Genomic DNA, 20,179 nt, shown 5'->3' on the forward strand with positions numbered 1-20,179 from the left:
GCCAACCCGGCCGCGTCTACCCCCGAACCCGCACCGCATGCGCACTTTTTCGGACGCGTGTCCGAGCGGCGGTCACGCGGGGCCGGGCGGGCCGAGCAGGTAGTCGGCGGTGCCGGTGAGCTCGAGGAGGCGGTCCAGCAGCGGAGGCCGGTGGTCGATCACCAGCCGCAGGCCGGCGGTGTCGGTGAGCCGGCGGACCTGGAGCAGGGCGGAGAGCCCCATCGAATCGCACATGGTCATGGCGCCGCAGTCCAGGCGGACGGCCCGCGCGGACGGGTGGGCACGGAGCGCGCCGGCGACGGCCGCCAGCAGGGTGTCGCAGGTCTCGTGGTCGAGGTCGTCCTCGACCCGGACGGTGACCGGGTCGGACGGGTCGGAGCCGGGATCCGGGGCGGGGTGTGCGGTCATGCCGGGATTCCGTGTTCTGGGGTCGGAGCGGTGGCCGGCGCACCGGCGGCGGCCGCCACCGCGCAACGGCCGTGGTCGAGCACGGCGACCGCCCGGGGCAGGTCGCGCAGCTCGTGGCGCAGCAGCGCCACGGCGGGCAGCAGGGAGGCGGCGGGCACGGCGCGGGCGGTGAGCACGCCGGCGGTCCAGCTCAGGAAGGTGCCGAACAGCTCCGGGTCGTCCGTGTAGAGGGCCGCGGCGAGGAAGTCCACCAGGTGGGCCACGTCCTCGGCGGTGTGCTGCAGCTGTTCCTCGGTGTAGTCGCGCACGGCCGGGATCCGCTCCGCGAGGCCGGCCATGACGGCCCGGACCAGGTGCGGCGCGCTCCGGCCGACCAGCGTGTACTCCTGGTCGGCGAGGTGCGGGAGGTCGTCGATGGGCTGGTGCCCGGGCACGGGGGCGGCGAGGCCCGCCGCGAGCCGGTCCGCCGCGCCGCGGGCGTCGGCCGCCCAGGCGTCGGCGCCCAGCAGGCGGGCGTACCGGCCGCCGGGCCCGAAGGCGGCGCCGCCCGCCAGCACCGGCACCCCGACCGCCTGGGCGGCGGTGATCGCCGTGTGGGCGGTGGGCAGCCGGGGGGCGAGGGAGGCGGACAGGGCCAGCGCGGCCGGTCCCGTCCGGTGCAGGTGCTCGATCAGGTGCGGGGTCGGCACCTGGGCGCCGAGGTAGTCCACCGTCCAGCCGCGCAGGGTCAGCACCTGGGCGAGCAGCCGGGCGGGGAAGGCGTGCCACTCCCCGTCGACGCAGGCCACGGTGACCCGTCCCAGTGTCGTGCCGGGCCCGGCGGCCAGGACGGCCGGGTGGTGGGCGAGGGCGGCGACCACCCGCTCGTTGATGGCCGTGGCGGCGTGCTCCTGGGCCACCGTCAGCCGGTCGGCGGCCCATTCGAGGCCCACCCGGGCCTGCACCGGACCGATCACGTCGAGCAGGACCGACTCCGGGCCCGCCCCGGCGGCCAGGGCGCCGAAGACGGCGGCGGCGGCCGCCGCCTCGCTGCCCCGGACGACCGCGGCCCAGAGCTCCTCGGCCAGCTCCGCGCCCGCGGCCGCCGGCGCCGCGGGGGCCGGTGCGGGGGCGGTCACGCGGCCGCCTCCCCGGCTCCGGGCTGGCCGGCCGGGGGCAGCCCGTCCGCCCGCGGCGCGGCGACGACCATGACGGCCATGTCGTCCTGCCGGCCGCCGGCCACCCACTGGGTGGCGAGCATCAGGACGCGCTCCACGATCGCCTCGGCGGGCATCCGCGCGCACTCCCCCAGGGCGCGCCGCAGCCGTTCCTCGCCGAACATCCCGTCGCCGAGGGGGCCGCCGCGGGCCTCGGTGATGCCGTCGCTGTAGAGCACGCAGGCCTCGCCGGGGGCCAGTTCCACGGTGTCCGACTCGACCGTGGTCTGCGGCAGCGCTCCCACCAGGCTGCCGCGGGTGCGGGAGGCCTCCACCCGCCCGTCGGCGCGGACGATGAGCGGCGCCGGGTGGCCCGCCGCCGACAGCCGGACCGTCACCCGGTCCGCCCGGCGCCGCACCGAGGCCAGCACCATGGTGGCGAAGCGGGTGTGGCGCGTGGTCAGCAGCGCGCGGTTCAGCAGGGAGAGCAGCCGCGCGTGGTCGTCGGCGAGCGGCAGCAGCGCGTGCAGGGTGTTGCGGATCTTCCCGGTCAGCACGGCGGCCTCCAACCCCTTGCCGCAGACGTCGCCGAGCACCGCCAGGGTCTCTCCGCCGGGATCCGCCGCCGGGTGCACGTCGTAGAAGTCGCCGCCGACCCGGTCCCGGTCCGCCGAGGCCCGGTAGCCGCCGGCGTAGTCGGTCCCGTCGACGTGCTCCAGCCGCGGGGGCAGCAGTTCGCGCATCAGCAGGTCGGTGACGGCGGCCTGCTCGGAGTACATCACGGCGGCGGAGACGGCAGCGCCCGCGCGGGCGGCGAACAGCCGGGCGAAGACCTCCTCAAAGGGCGCGAAGGTGCCCTGGCCCGGGCCTCGCAGCAGGACCAGCGCGCCGGCGGCGACGCCGTGGCCGGGCAGCGGCGTGACCGACACCGCGCCGATCGCCGTCATCCCTTCGGGCAGCAGCCAGTCCGGCGCCGCCTCCGGGTCGATCCACCGGGACGGCACCGGCGGGAAGCCGCGCAGCGCCTCCGCCAGTCCGGGCACCAAGGCCGGGTCGGCCCGGAGCTGTCCGCGCACCGGCTGTCCGCCGCGCACGCAGGTGACCAGGCGCAGCGTCCGGCCGCTGGTCGGGGAGATGACCACGGCGGCGTCCGCCAGGTGCTCGGCCGCCTGCTGGGCGGTGGTCTCCAGACACCGCTCGACGTTCAGTGAGGAGAGCAGCAGGCCCGACAGGTGCGCCAGCAGCTCCCAGCGCGCCTCCTCGACGGCGGCCGCGAGCCTGCGGTCCGCTCCGTCCACCAGCCACCACACCGCGCTGCCGTCGGAGCGCGGGGACGGATGGGCCTCCACCTCGCGTCCGGCGAGGACGCCGCGGGCCGGGGCCCGCGGTTCCGGTGGCCCGGCCGGCCCGCCGTGCGGGGGCTGGTGGCGGAGCCGCAGGTGAGCCTCGATCAGCCAGGGCGCCGCCTCGGCGAGGTCCGCCTCCGGGCCGCCTCCGATCAGCTCCCAGGCGGCCTCGCTGCCGAGCAGGACCGTCCCCTCGGGGGCCAGCAGCAGGAGCGGGTGGGGCGCTCCGGCGAGGAAGTCGAGCTCGGCTTCCAGCCGGGTGCGGGAACTGTCCGTCGGAAAGGATGCCATCGCGCGGGCCCTGTCGGACCATCACCTCGTCACTTGTCTCGGCCGGCGGCCGGTGGCCGCCGCGGTTCGCGGGCGAACGGAGCCGACCGCGCCGACGGCCGCCAGGGGGGTGGACCGACGGAGACCAACCTTACTCCCAGGCACGGACCTGCCCCGATGTCGACATCGCCTGGCATGTATTCCGGGAGGGCGGGTAGTCGGGGGCAGTCCGTGCTGGAGCGACGGAGGACGAGGACAGACATGGGAACTGCCAGTACCGAGCTGATTCCGCCCGCGGAATGCCCGGCGGTGACATCGCCAGCCCCGCTCGGCGGGGTTTCCGGCCGCGCGGCCGCACCCGAGCTCGCCGGGATCGAGGACCCTCGCGAGGTGGCGCCCGCGGACGCCCGCGAGTTGACCCGGACCCTGCTGGTCCGGCTCGCCTCGCTGGAGGAGGGCACCCGTGAGTACTCGTACGTGCGCGGCACCCTGGTCGAGCTCAACATGTCGCTGGTGCGCTTCGTGCTCCGCCGGTTCCCCGTGCAGCGGGACAACCAGGAGGACCTGCTGCAGGTGGGCGCGCTCGGGCTGATCAAGGCGATCGACCGCTTCGACCCGGACCACGGTGTGGAGTTCATCACCTTCGCGGTGCCGACCATCTCGGGCGAGATACGCCGTCACTTCCGGGACAACACCTGGGCGGTGCACGTGCCGAGGCGGCTGCAGGAGCTGCGCCTCACCCTGGCCAAGGCCCAGGACCTGCTCGCCCAGCGGCTCGACCGCGCGCCGACCGTCGCCGAGCTCGCGGAGCACCTGGAGCTGCCGCAGGAGGAGATCGTCGAGGGTCTGACCGCGGCCGGCGCCCGCACCGCCGGCTCCCTCGACCTGCCGGTCGACACCGGGGACGAGGACGGCCTGCCGCTGGTGGAGCGCCTGCTCGGCTCCGACGAGGACCACGCCGGGCGGGTGGTCGACCTGGTCTCGCTCAAGCCGCTGATCGCGGCGCTGCCGCCGCGCGAACGGCTGATCCTCTCGCTGCGCTTCACCGAGGACCTGACGCAGTCTCAGATCGGGGCCCGGCTCGGCCTCTCCCAGATGCACGTCTCACGCCTGCTCAGCCGAACGCTCAAGCAGCTGCGCGAGGGGCTGAACGCGACGACGGAGCCCACGCGGCCCGGCCCGGACGGCCGGCGCCCGTGAGGCCCGGGAACGACGATGGAGGGCAGATGAGCGGCTCGGATCCGGCACCCGAGGCGGCGCAGGACGGCGGCCTGGTCGTACGGGTGCGCCGCGAGGACGGGGAGGTGGCCGTCTGCGGGCTGGCCGGCGAGCTGGACCTGGAGACCAAGGCCCCGGCCGCCGCCGCGATCGACGAGCTGATCGCGGAACGCCCGGCCGTGCTCGTGGTCGACATCGCGGGCGTGACGTTCTGCGACTCCTCCGGCCTCAACCTGCTGCTGCGGGCCCGCACGGCGGCGGCGGGCGAGGGCATCGACTTCCGGCTCGCGCACCCCTCCCCCGCGGTGGCCAGGGTCCTGCAGATCACCGGGACCGACACCGTCTTCACCGTCCTCGACGACGGCGACGCCGTCCTCCGTGCGGCAAGCCGATGAGGCCGGGGAGCGCCGGGCGGACCCGGCGGCGCTCCGGGGACCGGTCATGACCCCCGCGCTGGCGGTGCTCGAGGACCGCCGTGCGGCCGCCGTGCGGCCCCGCCCGGACGACGGGCGGGTCCGCTGGCTGGAACTCGCGGGGGTCCGCGGGCCGGTCGCCCGCGCCAAGGCGTTCACCCGGCAGGCGCTCGCCGACTGGTCCGGTCCCGAGGGCTCCGCACTGGCCGAGCAGGACACGGTCCTCCTGGTGGCCGAGCTGGTCACCAACGCCCTGGTGCACGCCGGCGGCCCCCGGGACATCGCGCTGCGCCTGCGCGGCGGCGTCCTGCGGGTCGAGGTCGGCGACCGCTCCCGGCTGCTCCCCGTCCCGCGCGCTCCCCGCACGGCCGGCACACCGGGCGGCCGCGGCCTGCTCATCGTGCAGCTGGCCAGCCTGCGCTGGGGTGCGGAACCGCACCGCCTCGGCAAGACCGTCTGGGCCGAACTGCGGATCGCCCCCGAGACGACGCCGCGGTGACCGGCCGGGCGGGGTGCGGGGAGGACTCGGCCGCACCCGTCCGACTGCCGCGAGCCGCTGCCCGGTCGCTGCCGGGCGGCTTTCTGGGAATCATGACAGGAGGCCTGACGGCCGCGCGGCGCTCCTCGCCGCACGGGCGGGGCCCCGAGGAGGTGGCCTGATGAGTTGGTGGCTCTGGGTGATCATCGTCGTGGCCGTGCTGACGGTGCTGACCGCGGCGGTGGTCTGGGTGCAGGCGAGGCGGCGCAGCGGGTCGGTCATCACCGTGCGCCGCGGGCACCGCGGCGGCAAGGGAGGTGTGCGATGACGCTCTTCCTCCTGGCCGGCGAGATCGCGAAGCTGCCGGTGGTGACCCTGGGCGGGGAGGCCGTCGCCCAGGTGAAGGACATCGTCTTCGAGGGCACCTCGGGACGGGTCGCCGGCCTCACTCTGAGCGGGCGGGGCCTCTTCGCCGGTCCGCTCAAGCAGGGGCTCCCCTGGTCGGGGGTGCACGCGCTGGGCCGGGACGCCGTGATGGTCGCCGACACCGACCGGTTCGAGCCCCGGACCGAGGTGGTGGCGACCTCCCAGGCCCAGGAGGGCGACGTGCTGGGGTCCCGGGTGCTGACCGACAAGGGTGTCGACCTGGGCGAGGTGGTCGACGTCGTGATCGCGGTCGGCGCCACCGCCGAGGTGGTCGGCTACCGGATCGCGGCGAACCGGCCGGACGACCGCCGGACCCGCCACCTGCTCGTCCCGGCGCCCGAGACCCTCGCTGTCTCCGGCGAGGCGCTGATCGTCCCGGCGGCCGCCGCCGATGCCATGACCGAGGAACTGCCGGAGTTCGAGGCCGCGCTCCGGACCTTCCGCGCCCGCCTGGGAGGAGACGCCTGATGCGCTTCACGGAAACCACGGGGCACCCCGTGGTGAGCGCCACCGAAGCGACCACCGTGGGGGTGGTCGCGGGCTTCGTGCTCGACCCGACCGGCGGGCGGGTGGCCGCGCTGCGGCTGCGGAAGACCTCGGGGGTGGGGAACCTGCTGGCCTGGTCCCGGATCCACGCGGTGGGCCCGGACGCCGTGATCGTCCGCCCGGACGAGGCACCGCCCGCCGATGACGAGGAGGCGGCGGCCGCCCTCGACACGCTCGCCGACAAGCACCGCGAACCGCTCGGCAAGCGGGTCCTCACCGAGCTCGGTGAGGAGGCCGGCACCGTGACCGACCTGGACTTCGACCCCGAGACGGGTGAGGTCCTGACGCTGTACACCACCGCGGGCGAGGTCGCCGGCCACCGCACCATCGGCCTCGGCGGCTACGCCCTGGTGATCGGCGCGGCGCCGTCCGGCTGATCGCGTTGCTCCGCGGCCGGACTGTTCCGCCGCGAACGGGTCAGACGAGGGGGAGCGGCAGCGACCGTGCCGCTCCCCACCCCACAGAACCGGAGAGAGACCGTGGCCGATTTCGTCACCGACGTCCAGACCCTGCGGACCCGGGCCCGCCAGAACCTCGAGCGGGGCCCGGTCACCGACGCCTACGGGGCCGACCTCCCGAAGGTGCTCGACATGCTCAACACCGCGCTGGCCACCGAGATCGTCTGCACCCTGCGCTACCGCCAGCACCACTTCACGGCCAAGGGGCTCGACTCCGAACCCGTGGCCCAGGAGTTCCTGGCCCACTCCGTCGAGGAGCAGGACCACGCCGACCGGCTGGCGAGCCGCATCGCGCAGCTCGGCGGCACGCCGGACATGGACCCCTCGCGCCTGCTGGACCGGGCCCACTCGGAGTACGTCCCGGCCGCGGACCTCAAGCAGATGCTCACCGAGAACCTCGTCGCGGAGCGGATCGCCATCGCCTCCTACACCGAGATGATCACCTGGCTGGGGGACGCCGACCCGACCACCCGCGGGCTGCTCGAATCCATCCTGGCCCGGGAGGAGGAGCACGCCGACGACATGCTGACCTTCCTGGGCGCCGGCGGCTGAGCCGCCTCCCGGCCGACGCGTGTGCGGCCCGCAGCCTCCGGGAGGCTGCGGGCCGCACACCGTTGTCCGACAGCGGTCACGGCGCCTCGCGGGGCTCCGGTCCGTCCTCCTGATCGCCCTTGGCCCGGGCCCGGGCCCGGACGTCGGCCGGCGTGGGTGCGGTGATGTCGCGCTGCTCGGCGGAGCGCTCCCTGACGTCCCGGTGGTCCTCGGGCCGGTCGTTCCGGTCCTTCTGCTGGTCGTGCGTCGCCATGGGGTCCCGTCCTCTCCTGGTTCGAAGGGTGCACTCCTCGTCTGTCCGGGATTCCCGACCCGAACCCCGGACCGCCCGGACACCGGGTACCGTGGCGGTCGTCCACCGTGCCGGAGCCTTCGGCACGGAGGAGTGAAAGCCGCTGGGTGGGAGGACCGTGATGACCCTTCGTTTCGATTGCTCGGATTCCGCCGGGCGCGCCCCGGGCCTGCGCGCCGCCGTGTCGGCGGTGCGCCGGGGGGAGCTGGTGGTGCTGCCCACCGACACCGTCTACGGCCTGGGCGCCGATGCCTTCAGCCCCGCGGCGGTGGCGCGGCTGCTCGGTGCCAAGGGCCGGGGCCGGCAGATGCCCTCGCCGGTGCTCGTCGGCTCCCCCGGCGATCTCGGCCTGCTGGTCGACGAGCTGCCCCCGGCCGCGCGGGAGCTCATGGCGGAGTTCTGGCCCGGCGGGCTGACCCTGGTCGCCCGGCACCGGCCCTCGCTCGACTGGGACCTGGGCGAGACGAACGGCACCGTCGCCGTCCGGATGCCCGCGCACCCGGTGGCCGTCGAACTGCTGCTGGAGACCGGCCCGCTGGCCGTCTCCAGCGCCAACCTGACGGGGCAGCCGTCGCCGCAGGACTGCGCGGCCGCGCTGGGCATGCTCGGGGACTCGGTGGCCGTCTACCTGGACGCGGGCCCGACCCCGGCGGCCGTGCCCTCCTCGATCGTGGACGTCACCGGCCCCGCGCCCGTGCTGCTGCGCGCGGGAGCGGTCACCGCGGAGCAGCTTCGGAAGGTCGTCCCGGATCTGGTGGAGCGCTGACCCTTCGGGCGGTCGGCGGTGCCGCGTCGATCCGGCTGGCAGGCGCGGGTCGGACCGGTCACCAGCGGTACCAGCGCCTGCGGCCGCCGGACGGGTGCGCGCCGCGGATGACGAAACCGAGCAGCCAGAAGACGAAGACGACCACGGCGACCCACCACAGGGCCTTGAGCGCGAAGCCGGCGCCGAACAGGACCAGCACCAGGAGCAGGGCCAGGATCACGGCGAGCACGGAGACCTCCAGGAGTCGGTGTCGCCCCCGCGTCTGCCCCCGAGCGGCGGGAGCATGCCGGTGTGCCGCCGCTGCGGCCGGTCAGCCGTGCGCGGCCGCTCCGGGGACGGCGGTCTCGGCCCAGACGGTCTTGCCGCGGCCGTGCGGTTCGGCGCCCCACCGCCGGGCGGTGCGCTGCACTATGAAGAGCCCGTGGCCGCCCGGCACCCCGGGCAGGTGCGGTTCACGGGCGGCGGGCAGCACGGGAGAGCTGTCGCTGACCTCGACCCGCAGGGTGCCCTCGCTGGCCCGGAGCGCCAGTTCCAGCGGGCCGCCGGCGTGCATCACGGCGTTCGCGACCAGTTCGGCCACCAGCAGGAGGACATCCTGGGCCGCTTCCCCGGCGTACCCGGGCTCGGACCAGTCGGCGAGCGCCTGTGCCGTGAAGGCCTTGGCCCGGGAGACCGGTTTCGGCACCCCCGCCAGCATCAGGCGCCTGAGCTGTCCGCCGCTCACTCCCACGGTGTCCGCTTCCGCTTGGTTGTCGTCCAGGGTCGCCCCGTTGGCCTTCATGTTCCGTTAGCCCCCGTCCGCTTGGCTGTCCTCATACCGGCTCGGCTTCCCGCCGACAGCCGGATCATGCCACGTGCCGCGCGGGCCGGAGCCCGATCGGTTCACGGACGGCCGTCAGGCCCGCCGGACGGCCCGGGCGGGCGGGCCGCCGTCCCCTTCGAGTCCTTCCCGCAGGGTCCTGAGCGTGGTGCTGAGCAGGCGTGACACGTACATCTGGGAGAGGCCGAGCCGGGCCCCGATCTGGGCCTGCGTCAGGTCCTCGGTGAACCGCATCGACAGGATCAGCCGCGAGCGCGGCGGCAGCGCCGAGATCAGCGGCTTGAGGGCGACCAGGTCCGTGACCTGCTCCGTGCGGTCCTGGACGGCCCCGAGCAGCAGGTCGGCCAGCGAGGGGGCGTCCGACCGGCCGGGCTCGACCGACAGGTCGAGGGAGCCGGCGGTGCGGGCGTTGGCGGCGGTGAGGCCCTCGATCACCTCCGCCTCGGGCAGGTCCAGGTGCTCGGCCAGTTCGGGGACCGTGGGTGCGCGGTCCAGGCGGTGGGAGAGCTCGTCCCGCGCCTTGACCAGGGCGAGGCGCAGCTCCTGCAACCGCCGGGGCACGTGGACCGCCCAGGTGTTGTCGCGGAAGTGGCGGCGGATCTCGCCGGCCACGGTGGGGATGGCGAAGGTGCTGAACTCCGCCCCGCGGTCCGGGTCGAACCGGTCGATCGCCTTGATCAGCCCGATCGCGCCGACCTGGAGCACGTCGTCCTGGCTCTCCGGCAGGGTGTTGAAGCGGCGCGCCACGTAGCGCACCAGGGACATGTTGAGCTCGATCAGCGTGGCCCGCACGTAGGAGTAGTCCCGGGTGCCCTCCTCGAGGGAGGCGAGCCGGACGAAGAGGGTGCGGGTCAGCTCCCGCGCGTCGGCCGGGGCCACCTCGCGCGGGTCCCCGACGGCCGCGAGCTCGGGCAGGAGCGCGCGGTGGGCGGCGGCTTCCGCGCCCGGTGGCGGTACCGGACGGGTCGCGTGACCGGTGAGCCGGTTTCCTGTCGCACCCATGGATGTCCTCGTCTTCCCTCGCCTCGGCACTGCCCGTGCCCGGTTGCCCGTTCTCGCGAGAAGCATGCCGGGCAATGTCATGGAGATTCTGTGAATACTCGCAGCGGCGGTCAGCGGCTGATGTGCACGGCGCAGATGTCGTCGCTGCGGGAGTCCGACACCACCAGGGCCGGCACCAGCCCGTCCAGGAACCGCGGGGAGCCGGTGTGCTCCGGTGCGGTGCGGGCCAGCCGCTCCATGGACTCGTCCAGCGACTCGCCCCGGTTCTCGATCAGGCCGTCGGTGTAGAGCAGCAGCTCGTCGCCGGGCAGCAGCTCGAGGGTGGCCTCCTCGTACCGGGGGTCGGCGGTCGCGCCGAGCAGGACTCCCGCGGGCGGCGCGAGGAACCGCGCCGCGCCCTCCCGGATGAGCAGCGGGGGGAGGTGGCCCGCCTGCACCCAGGTCAGCCGGGAGTCCTCGGGCCGGTAGCAGCCCATGATCATGGTGGCCGTGCCGCCGGGCCGCTCGGCGGTGTGCAGCAGCAGGGTGTTGAGCCGGGCCAGGACGGCGGGCAGCGGCGTGCCGGTGATCGCCATGCCCTTGGCCGTGAAGCGCAGCAGGGCCATCGCGGCCACCGCGTCCAGTCCGTGCCCGGCCACGTCGCCGACGACCAGCAGCACGCTCCCGTCCGGCAGTTCGAGTGCGCTGTACCAGTCGCCGCCGAGCCGGAGCCCGGCCTGCACGGGCCGGTAGGCGACGTCCACGGTGAGGCCCCCCAGGTGCAGCACCTGGTGGGGCACCGGAAGGAGGGTGTCCTGCAGCCGGGCCGCCAGGTCGCGCTCGGCTGCCAGCAGGCTGCGCTGCTCGATCGCCGCCTGCCGGTGCTCCAGCAGCAGCCGCTCGGTGTGCTTGGCGGTGGTGAGGTCCTGGAAGAACCCGTGCACCTCGACCGGGTCGCCGTGCGCGTCCAGCTGCGCTTCGGCGACGAGCCGCAGGTGCCGCACCGCACTCCCGGGGAGGGCGACCCGGATGGTGCGGTCGATCGGATCGCCGGCCCCGGTCAGCCGCCGGATCGAGTCCAGCAGGCTCGGGCCGTCCTCCTCGCCGTCGTCCTCGCCGTCCGGTTCGGCGTGGGCGGCGAGCTGCTCCAGGGTGAGCGGTCCGAGGGACGGGCTCCGGCCGACGATCGAGTAGACCTCCGCGGACCAGGTGACTCCGCCGCGGACCAGGTCCTGGTCCACCCAGCCCGTGCGCCCCAGCCGCCGCATCAGCGCCTGCCTCGCCTGGTCGCGCTCGCCGTTGTCCAGCCGGGTCCAGGAGACGACGAGGCCCCCTCGGGAGGGCACCGCCCGGATGCGGAACCGGGAGAGCCGCGGGATGCCGGCCGCGACCTCCTCGTACGCCAGCTCGCCGTCGTAGGGCACGCCACTGCGGAAGGCCCTGAGGTAGCCGTGCCACAGGTCCGAGCCGGCCACGCCCGGGTAGGTCACCAGCACGGTGCGCCCGAGCAGGTCCGCGCCCCGGCGCCCGGCGATGTCGATCGCGTCGGGCGAGGCCGCCGCGAACCGGAAGTCGACCACCTCGCCGGCCGGCCCGAGGACCGGCTCGAGGTGGACCATCGACCCGAGGGCGGCGGCCAGCACGTCCTCGACCACTCCGTCCGCCAGCGGCCCCCCGGTTCTCGGGTCGCCCTCGGCCTCCTGCTGCGGGACCGCTGCCCGCTCCTGGTCCATCACGCGACGAGCATGTCACATCCCCGCACCGCCGCCCCAGGCCGCGCGCTGCCGACGAGCCCGTTCATCGGATCATCGCATCGGTTCGCTCCGCTCGGGCGGCGGGGAGGCGGCCTGGGCCGGGGGGAAGGCGACGGCGACCTCCGCCCGCGCCGTGCCGGCCGCCGCGGTGGCGTAGGAGGTGTAGGCCAGCCGGTCCGCCTCGGTCAGCGGGGCGGCGTCGGAGAACGGGGCGGTCAGACCGCGCGGCCAGAGCCGCCGGACCCGCACGGCCGCGCTCTCCGCGCAGAGGACCAGGGTCAGGGCGGCCAGGTAGATCCAGGCCATCAGGCCCAGCACGATCCCGAACAGCCCGTAGGTCGCGGTCGCCCCGCGCAGCGCGTGGCCGATGTAGTAGGTGCCGAGCGCCAGCAGCGCCTGCCAGACCAGTGCGGCGCCCAGCGCCTCCGGCCACAGCTGCCGCGCCCTCAGGTGCCGGTCGGTCAGCAGTTTGAGGCCGAGCAGCAGCAGGCCCGTGTCGATCGCCACGGAGACCGGGACGGCGCCGATCCGCAGGCCCAGGCCGAACCAGCCGGGCCCCGCCTGGGGCGCGGCGGTGACCGCGGCGAGCGCGCCGGAGCTGCCGACCGCGGCACCGAGCAGGCCCAGCAGCGGCAGGCCGCGCAGCCGGGCGGCGGCCGCGTTGCGGCGCCGGTGCCGCGGCACGGCCCACACCGTGTCGAAGGCGTTCTGGATCGCCTGCGCCACGCCGAGCGCGCCGTAGAGGCTGCCCGCGATGCCGACCGCCAGAGCGGGGCCGCTGCCCTGGAAGGAGTGGATGTTGTGGCCGATCTGGTCGCCGATCACCGGGAACTGGCTGAGCGCCGAGTGCAGCACCTGCTGCTGCAGCTGGGGGTCGCCGTGCAGCGCGAACCCCAGCACGGTGACCAGGAGCAGCAGCATCGGGAAGAGCGAGAGGAACCCGTAGTAGGTGATGAGCGCGGCCAGGTAGCCGCCCTGGTCGTCGGAGAACTTGTAGGCCACCGCGACCGGCAGGCCCAGCCGGCGGTGCCGCTGCTGGTAGGCGTCGAGCCGGCCGAGCAGGCCCGCGGGCCCCGGGTCACCGGTCAACGGAGGGCCCGGGTCTCGGTGCGGCCGACCCGGTGTGTGGCACGCCACACCCGCCTCGGCGCGGCTCCGGCGGCGCCGAGCAGCAAGGCGGACATCAGGAGGAGGAGCAGCAGGGGGAGCATGGCAGCCTTTCGGTCGGCGACGGCATGCTCCTGCCCCCGGCTCCGCTGCTCATGCGCTCGCCGACACACCCGACAACCCTCGTTGTCGCACGAGGGGCCATTCGCCGTAGACTGCCGCCATGGCACCCGCCCCTTTCCTCGCACTGATGAGTGAGCAGCAGATCGCCGCGCTCGCCGAGGCGGCCGTGGCGGACCTGGCGGCGCGGCTGGCCGCACGGGCGTTCCCGCCGCCGGCCGGACCCGTCCGGGCCGACGCCGACGGCCCGGTGCCGGCCTGGGAGGCGCCCGCCCGGGCCGATGCGCTGACCCGGCTGCACGCGCTGCTGCACCTGCAGCACGCGGTGGAGCGGCTGGCCGACCGCGCCGCCGGCGAGGCGGCGGCGGCGGGGGCGGGCTACCCCCAGATCGGCCAGGCCTTCGACATGAGCCGCCAGGGCGCGCGCAAGCGCTGGCCGGGCCTGGTCGGCCCGGCGGCCCGGGCCGGGGGCTCCGTCCTGCCGCCCGGCTAGTTCCGCCGGACGGTCAGAGCTGCGGGAGCACCGCGGCCGTCTCCAGGTAGAACGAGTCGATGCTCTGCACCGCGCGGGTGAAGTCGTCGAGGTTGACCGGCTTGGTCACATAGGCGTTGGCGTGGTCGCTGTAGGCCCCGGAGATGTCGTCCGGCGAGCCCGAGGTGGTGAGCACCACCACCGGGATCACCCGCAGCTCCGGGTCCCCCTTCAGCACCGCCAGCAGCTCGCGGCCGTTCATCCGCGGCATGTTGAGGTCGAGGATGATCAGGTCGGGCAGCGGCAGCGTGGCCCGCAGGTGCTCCAGGGCGGCGACCCCGTCCTCGGCCCTGGTGATCGTCCGCGCGTCGCCGCGGTCGAAGAGCGCCTCCTCGATCAGGATCGCGTCCGCGTGGTCGTCTTCGACCAGGAGCACCGAGTATGGCTTGCTCGAGCCGGGATGGGGCATCAGGAACTCCGATGATCGGGGAGCGGCACCGCGAACCGCTGATCGGGCGCGGCCGAACTGTGGCTCGGTTCACGCCAGCCTATACCGGCATGTTCCACGGTCGACAACTCTGGTTGTCGACGAGGTTGTACAGTACCCCTGCTCCAACGGAACGCGTGGTTCCCGCGCGACGAAAGGAAGTGCCGGATGCCGCAGGAGATCCCGTTCGCGGACAGCGAGGGCGGCAGCTCCGACGGCTCCGGCCGACGGGCCGCGGGCACGAGCCGGTGGACCACCCGGCGCTGGCTGCTGACCGGCGTCGCCGCCTCCTCGGCGCTGCTGATCGGGCTCGGCAGCCTCGGCGCCTGGGTCTTCCTGCGGGCCGACGACGCGACCGACCGGCTGGTGAACCGCACCTCCCCCGCCCTGGTGGCGGCCGTGCACCTGGAGACCGGCCTGCTCGACCAGGAGACCGGCATCCGCGGCTACGGGCTCACCGGCCGGACCGACTTCCTGACGCCGTACCAGGACGGCCTCGCCGAGCAGCGGCAGGCGACCGGCGACCTGCGGAGCGCGCTGGCCGGGGACGGCCCGGCGCTCGCCGACCTCGACACCGTGCTGCAGCGCGCCGAGGCCTGGCAGCGGGCCATCGCCCAGCCGCTCGCGGCCACCCCCGCCGGCACGCCCGCCCCGGCGGCCGGCGCACTGGCCGACCAGGGCAAGTCGCTCTTCGACTCGCTGCGCGCGGCCATCTCCGTCCAGCAGCGCCACCTGCAGAGCGAGGAGGCGGCGGCCCGCGCGGACCTGGCCGCCGCCAAGCGGCTGCGGGACCTGGTGGTCGCGCTCATCGCCTGCGTGCTGGCGGCCCTCGCGGCCCTGGTCTTCGAAGGGCTGCGCCGCGGCGTCACCCGCCCGGTGGGGCAGCTGGCCCACGACGCGGCGCTGGTGGCCGGGGGCTCCTTCGAGCACCCCATCACCCCCACCGGCCCCGCCGACCTGCGCCAGCTCGCGCACACCGTGGAGGCGATGCGGCGCCGCCTGGCGGACGAACTGGCGTTCAGCGTCGGCGCCCGCCGCACCCTGGACGAGCAGGCGGCCGACCTGCGGCGCTCCAACACCGAGTTGGAGCAGTTCGCCTACGTGGCCTCGCACGACCTCCAGGAGCCGCTGCGCAAGGTGGCCAGCTTCTGCCAGCTGCTGCAGCGCCGCTACGCCGAGCAGTTGGACGAACGCGCCAACCAGTACATCGAGTTCGCCGTCGACGGTGCGAACCGGATGCAGACCCTGATCAACGACCTGCTCGCCTTCTCCCGGGTCGGCCGCCTGCACTCCGACGTCGAGCCGGTCGCGCTCGACGCCCTGCTCGAGCAGACCCTGCGCACGCTCAGCCTCCGGCTGGAGGAGAGCGGGGCCGAGGTCACCCACGATCCGCTGCCCACGGTCACCGGCGACCCGACCCAGCTGGGCGCGCTGCTCCAGAACCTGATCAGCAACGCCGTGAAGTTCCGCAGCCCCGAGCGGCCCCCGCGGATCCACCTGGAGGCGGAGCCCGACGGGGAGCAGTGGCGGTTCGCCGTGCGCGACAACGGCATCGGCATCGATCCCGAGTACGCCGACAAGGTGTTCGTCATCTTCCAGCGGCTCCACACCCGGGACGCCTACCAGGGCAACGGCATCGGGCTGGCCATCTGCAAGAAGATCGTGGAGTTCCACGGCGGCGCCATCGACGTCGACCAGGACCACTCCCCCGGTGCCCGGATCACCTTCACCCTGCCCGTGCCCGAGGAGCGGTCGCCTGCCGGACCGGCGGACGCCGAGGGCGAGTTCGCCGCGGAGGAACTGGTATGACCACCACCGTGCCGGTGCGCCGGGCCGACCCCCTGCTGGACGGCCCGCACACCATCCTGCTCCTCGAGGACGACCCCGGCGACGCGATGCTCTTCGAGGAACTGCTGCGGGACACGGCGCTCCGCCCGAGCCTGCGCTGGCAGCAGTCGCTGGCCGGCGCGCTGGCCGACCTGCGCCGGGCGCCGGCCGACTGCATCGTGGTCGACCTCCACCTGCCCGACGCCTCGGGCCTGGGCGTGCTCCGCGCGGTGCGCCGGGCCTGCCCCGACGCCGCGCTGATCGTGCTCACCGGGGTCAGCGACTCCCGGGCCGGCGTCGAGGCGGTGTCGATGGGCGCCCAGGACTACCTGGTCAAGGGGCAGGTGGAGGGCGACCTGCTGCAGCGGGTGCTGCGCTACGCGGTGCACCGCAAGCAGGCCGAGCAGGCCGGCGCCGAGTTGCGGGAGAACCGGATCCGGGAGCAGGAGAACGCCCGCCTGGAACGGGGGCTGCTGCCCACCGCGCTGCTCACCTCGGACCGCGTCCGGGCCACCACCCGCTACCTGCCCGGGCGCGAGCGGACCCAGCTCGGCGGGGACTTCCTGGACGTGGTGGAGACCCCGGACGGCACCGTGCACGCCGTGATCGGCGACGTCAGCGGCCACGGCCCGGACGAGGCGGCGCTCGGCGTCTGCCTGCGGATCGCCTGGCGGGCGCTGGTGCTCGCGGGGCACCGCGGCGTCGAACTCCTGGACCTGCTGGAGCAGGTGCTCGTCGCCGAGCGGACCCGCCCGGAGAAGTTCGCCACCTGCACCCTGGTCGAACTCGACCTGTCGGCCCCGCAGGCCACCGTCTACCTGGCCGGCCACCACGAGCCACTGCTGGGCGAGGCCGCCGGGTGGCCGGCCGCGCCCGTGCAGGCGGCCCACGGGCTGGCCCTCGGCATCGCGCCCGGCATGCGGCTCTGGCAGGCCAGTCCGGTCGCCCTCCCGCCCAGCGGCGCACTGCTGCTCTACACGGACGGCCTGATCGAGGGCCACGGCGGCGCGGACGGCGGGCGGTTGGGCACCGAGGGCCTGCTGGGGCTGCTGGCCCGGGTCCGGCGGAGCGGGGCCGCCGCCATGCTCGACGAGCTGATCGGCACGGCGCAGCGGCTGAACGCCGGCCGGCATGCCGACGACCTCGCCATCCTCCACCTGGCCTGGGGGCCGCCCGGCCTGCGCACCGTGCCGGGCCCGCAGCGGCGCGGCTGACCGCGCCCCACCCGTTCCTCCGATCGCCCGTTGTCCCGGATTTCTCCGGAGCAACGGGCGTCCGGCATTCCAGGGGGGTTTTCCGACCGGTCCGGGAATGCCGTACCGGTCGGAAAAACCCCCGGAAAAGAGCTTCCGGGCCCCGCGTGCATTCCGGGATCCGGGGCAGACGGAACAGCACATCAAGCAGATCGACCTCGCGGAGGATTGCATGAACACATCCGTGCCCTATCGCATCGGCGACTTCGTCCAGTGCGCGGACGGCGAGGGCGGACCGCTCGACCGGGTCGTCATCGATCCCGTGGCAGGCCGGGTCACCCACCTGGTGGTCGCCGACCGGCTGGTGCCGGTCGAGCTGGTCGTGGACGCGCCGGAGGCGCAGGCCGGCGGCATCCTGCTGCGCTGCGACCGCGCGGAGCTGGAGCGGCAGGCTCCCGCCGAGGAGACCTCCTACCTGCGCCCCGAGACGGATCCGGAGGGCTACGCCCGGGACGAGGCGCTGCTGCTGCCCTACTACGGCCTGGGAGCCGGCGGGGTCGGGCTGACCCCGAACATGCTGCTGCCCACCGGGGAGCCGGAGGTGGAGGTGCACGAGCGCGTCCCGGCCGGCGAGGTGCAGATCCGGCACGGCGACCGGGTCGAGGCCACCGACGGGTCGGTGGGCAAGGTCCAGGGCCTGGTGGTCGACCCGGACGACCACAGCGTCAGCCACATCCTGCTGCAGGAGGGGCACCTCTGGGGCCGCAAGACCGTGGCGATCCCGCTGCGCGTGACCGACTGGATCGGCGGCCGGGTCAACGTGCACCTGACCAAGGCCGAGCTGGCCGACCTGCCCGAGGCCTCGTTCGGCTGATCGCGCCCGCCCCGGCCGGACACCGCCCCTTTCCGGTCCGGCCGTGCCGCTCCCGAATTACCCGCAGCCGCTGCGGAAATTCCGGGAATGCTCTTTCCGATACGGGGCAGAAGCCTTTCCGAAAAACGATTCCGGAGGTCACCATGGTTCCCCTTGTTCTGGTCCTGCTGCTCGCTCTTCTCCTTTTCGGGCTCGGCTTCGCGCTGAAGCTGCTCTGGTGGGTCGCCGTGGTCGTCCTGGTGATCTGGCTGGTGGGCTTCCTGGTCCGCAGCACCACCTCCTCCGGCGGCCGCGGCCGCTGGTACCGGTGGTAGTCCCAACAGTTCGACAGCCCGTCCGAGGGTCCGGGAGAGGCGCACGCGTCGCGTGCGCCTCTCCCGTGCTTCCTGGCGACGAAATGCCGCCCGGACTTGAACGGACGGGCATCCGATCCGCTTTACGGGGCAGGCGACAAGCCAGACCGAACGACGTGAGGAGCGAGGGAACATGGGTATCGGTGGCTGCATCGGACTGTTCGCCCTGGGCGCGATTCTGGCTTTCGCGACCAACTGGCACCTCTCCGGCATCAACATGCACCTGGTCGGGTGGATCCTGATGGCCGCGGGGCTGCTCGGCCTGATCACCTACTCCAGCATCCTGCGCCGGCGCCGGCTCGGCGGCCGGATCGGGGCGGACGAGGTGGTCGAGGAACGGCGCTACTACGACGGGCCCTGACCGGCGCTGCTGGCGCGCCGAGAGCTCCGCAGGCATGATCGAGGTCCAGCTTCCCCAGTCGATGGGATCGATCACCGATGTCAACGCACGACACCTACCCGCTCGCGCCGGAGCCGCCGCTTCGGATCGCGACCCGGCGCGGGTCCGGCGCGACCGTGGTGGCCCTGGCGGGCGAGGTCGACCAGGACCAGCGCGAACTGCTACGGACCCACCTGGCGGGCGCGCTGGACGTCGAATCCTCCTGCCTGGTACTGGACTTGGCCGAGTTGCGGTTCTGCGACTCGAGCGGCCTCAACGCCTTCCTGCAGACCCGTCTGGAGGCCGAGGCGAGGGGCGTCGCCCTGGTCCTGGCCAACCCGACCCCGCATGTCCGCCGACTGCTCGAACTCACCGGCGCGGAGCAGGTGTTCACCATCCGCAGCGGCGCTCGGGAGAGCTGAGGACGGCGGCGGGCAACCCGGCTCGGGCCGGCTTGCCCCGGGACCGCCTGGACGGCCACGGCCTTCACCTGGTGAAGGCCGTGGCCGTCCAGGCGTCGGTGATCGGTGCGGCGGTCGCCGAAGCGTTGATCGCCGGGAGGCCGTACATGTCCTCGACGGTGCGCAGCATGCTGTAGTGGTCGATCGTCTCGGGGTAGCTGCCGGGCAGCACGTGCGCGCCGTAGAAGACGGTGGGCAGGTGGTTGGCCGGGGTGAAGTCGTCCTCGTCCCAGGTGACGATCAGGTCGCTGTTGTGGGTCCTGGCCCACTTCGCGTAGCCGCCCACGGTGTGCTCGAGCCAGGTGTCGCCGGCCAGGATGTCGCCGTCGTGCATCGACTCCTGCGGGTTGCCGTGCACGAAGGTGACGGTCGGCAGGTGTGCGTAGCCGGCGGGGTCGGCCGGGAAGCCGCAGGCGCGGCGGGGGTGCGGGGACGGGCAGTGCAGCCAGCGGTCGACCGGGTTGGGGGCGGTGGCGGTGCCCGGGAGGTCGGCGAAGCGGAGCCAGGCGGCGGGGGTGGCCTCGTCGGAGTAGTCGGCGAAGCTCAGGCCGTGCCGGGCGAGTTCGGCGGGCAGGTTGTCGGAGGCTATCGAACCGACCGGCGGCGGCGTGCTGTCGGTCAGGCCCTGGGTCGAACCGGACAGCAGCGCGTAGTAGTTCGGCAGGCTCGGGTGCCGTTCGCCGTGCGCGTCGCTGAACGAGGCGCCGTGCCGCACCAGGGAGTTGAGGTACGGCGCCGCGGCGGTGTTGCCGATGATCGAGCTGTTGTCCTCGTTCTCCATCATCACGATCACCAGGTGCCGCGGCTGGGGCAGCGCGGAGACGGCGGTGGCGGCGGGTCGGGCGTCCGCAACGGCACCGACGCCGACGCCGGCGCCCACCCCGGCCAGGACGAGGCCGACGGAGAGCGAGGTGGCGAGCAGCACGCCGAGGGCGCGCGGGGTCAGGCGTCGTGGCACGGGTCGGTCCTTCGTCGGTGCGGGTACGGTCTCCCTTCGGCGGTCGTGAACCTATCAGGGCGCCAGGACGCCTCCGCGCGGTTC

At 74.4% G+C, this 20,179-nt stretch carries 26 protein-coding genes; 15 read left to right on the forward strand and 11 right to left on the reverse strand.

Annotation, left to right across the window (positions count from 1 at the left end; translation table 11 throughout):
* Positions 1-72: 72 nt before the first annotated feature.
* The 3 genes from ACFYNO_RS31015 to ACFYNO_RS31025 are packed head-to-tail and all read right to left on the reverse strand — an operon-like array spanning position 73 to position 3,181.
* Positions 73-408 carry an STAS domain-containing protein gene (locus tag ACFYNO_RS31015; RefSeq protein ID WP_388020079.1) on the reverse strand — a complete coding sequence of 112 codons (336 nt, stop codon included), beginning with the start codon at positions 406-408 and terminating at the stop codon, positions 73-75.
* Positions 405-1,526, reverse strand: coding sequence for a B12-binding domain-containing protein (locus ACFYNO_RS31020; RefSeq protein WP_388020082.1), 1,122 nt, complete (start codon positions 1,524-1,526; stop codon positions 405-407). The genes ACFYNO_RS31015 and ACFYNO_RS31020 overlap by 4 nt, the downstream gene beginning before the upstream one ends.
* Positions 1,523-3,181 carry a PP2C family protein-serine/threonine phosphatase gene (locus tag ACFYNO_RS31025; RefSeq protein ID WP_388020085.1) on the reverse strand — a complete coding sequence of 553 codons (1,659 nt, stop codon included), beginning with the start codon at positions 3,179-3,181 and terminating at the stop codon, positions 1,523-1,525. The genes ACFYNO_RS31020 and ACFYNO_RS31025 overlap by 4 nt, the downstream gene beginning before the upstream one ends.
* A gap of 240 nt (positions 3,182-3,421) precedes the next feature.
* Between ACFYNO_RS31025 and ACFYNO_RS31030 the strand changes: the two genes are divergently transcribed.
* From ACFYNO_RS31030 to ACFYNO_RS31060, 7 genes are all read left to right on the forward strand, one after another.
* Entirely contained in the window at positions 3,422-4,360 is a 939-nt protein-coding gene (locus ACFYNO_RS31030; RefSeq protein WP_388020088.1) for a SigB/SigF/SigG family RNA polymerase sigma factor, read from the forward strand.
* A 26-nt stretch (positions 4,361-4,386) separates the two neighbouring features.
* Entirely contained in the window at positions 4,387-4,773 is a 387-nt protein-coding gene (locus tag ACFYNO_RS31035; protein ID WP_388020091.1) for an STAS domain-containing protein, read from the forward strand.
* A 46-nt stretch (positions 4,774-4,819) separates the two neighbouring features.
* Entirely contained in the window at positions 4,820-5,290 is a 471-nt protein-coding gene (locus ACFYNO_RS31040; RefSeq protein ID WP_388020094.1) for an ATP-binding protein, read from the forward strand.
* 160 nt (positions 5,291-5,450) lie between these two features.
* Complete coding sequence (locus tag ACFYNO_RS31045; RefSeq protein WP_388020097.1) at positions 5,451-5,597, forward strand: hypothetical protein; 147 nt, start codon at positions 5,451-5,453, stop codon at positions 5,595-5,597.
* Positions 5,594-6,163, forward strand: coding sequence for a PRC-barrel domain-containing protein (locus ACFYNO_RS31050; RefSeq protein WP_388020100.1), 570 nt, complete (start codon positions 5,594-5,596; stop codon positions 6,161-6,163). Before ACFYNO_RS31045 ends, ACFYNO_RS31050 begins: the two co-directional genes overlap by 4 nt.
* Positions 6,163-6,618 carry a PRC-barrel domain-containing protein gene (locus tag ACFYNO_RS31055; RefSeq protein ID WP_388020103.1) on the forward strand — a complete coding sequence of 152 codons (456 nt, stop codon included), beginning with the start codon at positions 6,163-6,165 and terminating at the stop codon, positions 6,616-6,618. The genes ACFYNO_RS31050 and ACFYNO_RS31055 overlap by 1 nt, the downstream gene beginning before the upstream one ends.
* A 102-nt stretch (positions 6,619-6,720) precedes the next feature.
* Entirely contained in the window at positions 6,721-7,251 is a 531-nt protein-coding gene (locus tag ACFYNO_RS31060; protein ID WP_388020106.1) for a bacterioferritin, read from the forward strand.
* A gap of 76 nt (positions 7,252-7,327) precedes the next feature.
* On the opposite strand, the gene ACFYNO_RS31065 is transcribed toward ACFYNO_RS31060, so the two are convergent.
* On the reverse strand, positions 7,328-7,504 hold the full coding sequence (locus ACFYNO_RS31065) for a hypothetical protein (RefSeq protein WP_388020109.1): 177 nt from the start codon (positions 7,502-7,504) through the stop codon (positions 7,328-7,330).
* Positions 7,505-7,664: 160 nt separating this feature from the next.
* Between ACFYNO_RS31065 and ACFYNO_RS31070 the strand changes: the two genes are divergently transcribed.
* The gene (locus tag ACFYNO_RS31070) at positions 7,665-8,309 is read left to right on the forward strand and encodes an L-threonylcarbamoyladenylate synthase (RefSeq protein WP_388020112.1); all 645 of its coding nucleotides are present in this window, start codon (positions 7,665-7,667) and stop codon (positions 8,307-8,309) included.
* 58 nt (positions 8,310-8,367) lie between these two features.
* Here ACFYNO_RS31070 and ACFYNO_RS31075 read toward each other — a convergent pair whose 3' ends face one another.
* From ACFYNO_RS31075 to ACFYNO_RS31095, 5 genes are all read right to left on the reverse strand, one after another.
* Positions 8,368-8,538, reverse strand: a complete 171-nt coding sequence (locus ACFYNO_RS31075) for a hydrophobic protein (RefSeq protein WP_388020115.1) — start codon at positions 8,536-8,538, stop codon at positions 8,368-8,370.
* Positions 8,539-8,619: 81 nt separating this feature from the next.
* Positions 8,620-9,090 carry an ATP-binding protein gene (locus ACFYNO_RS31080; RefSeq protein WP_388020118.1) on the reverse strand — a complete coding sequence of 157 codons (471 nt, stop codon included), beginning with the start codon at positions 9,088-9,090 and terminating at the stop codon, positions 8,620-8,622.
* Between the two features lie 114 nt (positions 9,091-9,204).
* The gene (locus tag ACFYNO_RS31085) at positions 9,205-10,131 is read right to left on the reverse strand and encodes a SigB/SigF/SigG family RNA polymerase sigma factor (RefSeq protein ID WP_388020121.1); all 927 of its coding nucleotides are present in this window, start codon (positions 10,129-10,131) and stop codon (positions 9,205-9,207) included.
* Between the two features lie 110 nt (positions 10,132-10,241).
* A complete protein-coding gene (locus tag ACFYNO_RS31090; RefSeq protein WP_388020416.1) occupies positions 10,242-11,843 on the reverse strand; it encodes a PP2C family protein-serine/threonine phosphatase in 1,602 nt (533 codons plus the stop codon).
* Between the two features lie 72 nt (positions 11,844-11,915).
* Positions 11,916-12,953, reverse strand: a complete 1,038-nt coding sequence (locus ACFYNO_RS31095; protein ID WP_388020124.1) for a YihY/virulence factor BrkB family protein — start codon at positions 12,951-12,953, stop codon at positions 11,916-11,918.
* A 268-nt stretch (positions 12,954-13,221) separates the two neighbouring features.
* Between ACFYNO_RS31095 and ACFYNO_RS31100 the strand changes: the two genes are divergently transcribed.
* Positions 13,222-13,584: a hypothetical protein gene (locus ACFYNO_RS31100; RefSeq protein ID WP_388020127.1), complete on the forward strand. Its 363-nt coding sequence runs from the start codon at positions 13,222-13,224 to the stop codon at positions 13,582-13,584.
* Positions 13,585-13,597: 13 nt separating this feature from the next.
* On the opposite strand, the gene ACFYNO_RS31105 is transcribed toward ACFYNO_RS31100, so the two are convergent.
* Positions 13,598-13,999 carry a response regulator gene (locus ACFYNO_RS31105; protein WP_388020130.1) on the reverse strand — a complete coding sequence of 134 codons (402 nt, stop codon included), beginning with the start codon at positions 13,997-13,999 and terminating at the stop codon, positions 13,598-13,600.
* Between the two features lie 219 nt (positions 14,000-14,218).
* Between ACFYNO_RS31105 and ACFYNO_RS31110 the strand changes: the two genes are divergently transcribed.
* The 6 genes from ACFYNO_RS31110 to ACFYNO_RS31135 all read left to right on the forward strand — a co-directional run bounded on the left by ACFYNO_RS31110 (position 14,219) and on the right by ACFYNO_RS31135 (position 19,098).
* Positions 14,219-15,859, forward strand: coding sequence for an ATP-binding protein (locus ACFYNO_RS31110; RefSeq protein WP_388020133.1), 1,641 nt, complete (start codon positions 14,219-14,221; stop codon positions 15,857-15,859).
* Positions 15,856-17,091 carry a PP2C family protein-serine/threonine phosphatase gene (locus ACFYNO_RS31115; protein ID WP_388020136.1) on the forward strand — a complete coding sequence of 412 codons (1,236 nt, stop codon included), beginning with the start codon at positions 15,856-15,858 and terminating at the stop codon, positions 17,089-17,091. Before ACFYNO_RS31110 ends, ACFYNO_RS31115 begins: the two co-directional genes overlap by 4 nt.
* A 211-nt stretch (positions 17,092-17,302) precedes the next feature.
* Positions 17,303-17,944, forward strand: coding sequence for a PRC-barrel domain-containing protein (locus ACFYNO_RS31120; RefSeq protein ID WP_388020139.1), 642 nt, complete (start codon positions 17,303-17,305; stop codon positions 17,942-17,944).
* Positions 17,945-18,087: 143 nt separating this feature from the next.
* Complete coding sequence (locus ACFYNO_RS31125) at positions 18,088-18,258, forward strand: hydrophobic protein (protein ID WP_388020142.1); 171 nt, start codon at positions 18,088-18,090, stop codon at positions 18,256-18,258.
* A 172-nt stretch (positions 18,259-18,430) separates the two neighbouring features.
* Positions 18,431-18,658, forward strand: coding sequence for a DUF6458 family protein (locus tag ACFYNO_RS31130; protein WP_388020145.1), 228 nt, complete (start codon positions 18,431-18,433; stop codon positions 18,656-18,658).
* A gap of 77 nt (positions 18,659-18,735) precedes the next feature.
* The gene (locus tag ACFYNO_RS31135; protein ID WP_388020148.1) at positions 18,736-19,098 is read left to right on the forward strand and encodes an STAS domain-containing protein; all 363 of its coding nucleotides are present in this window, start codon (positions 18,736-18,738) and stop codon (positions 19,096-19,098) included.
* A 64-nt stretch (positions 19,099-19,162) separates the two neighbouring features.
* Here ACFYNO_RS31135 and ACFYNO_RS31140 read toward each other — a convergent pair whose 3' ends face one another.
* A complete protein-coding gene (locus ACFYNO_RS31140; protein WP_388020151.1) occupies positions 19,163-20,095 on the reverse strand; it encodes an alkaline phosphatase family protein in 933 nt (310 codons plus the stop codon).
* Positions 20,096-20,179: the final 84 nt, after the last annotated feature.

This window comes from Kitasatospora sp. NPDC006697 (assembly GCF_042869935.1).
GTDB lineage: Bacteria > Actinomycetota > Actinomycetes > Streptomycetales > Streptomycetaceae > Kitasatospora.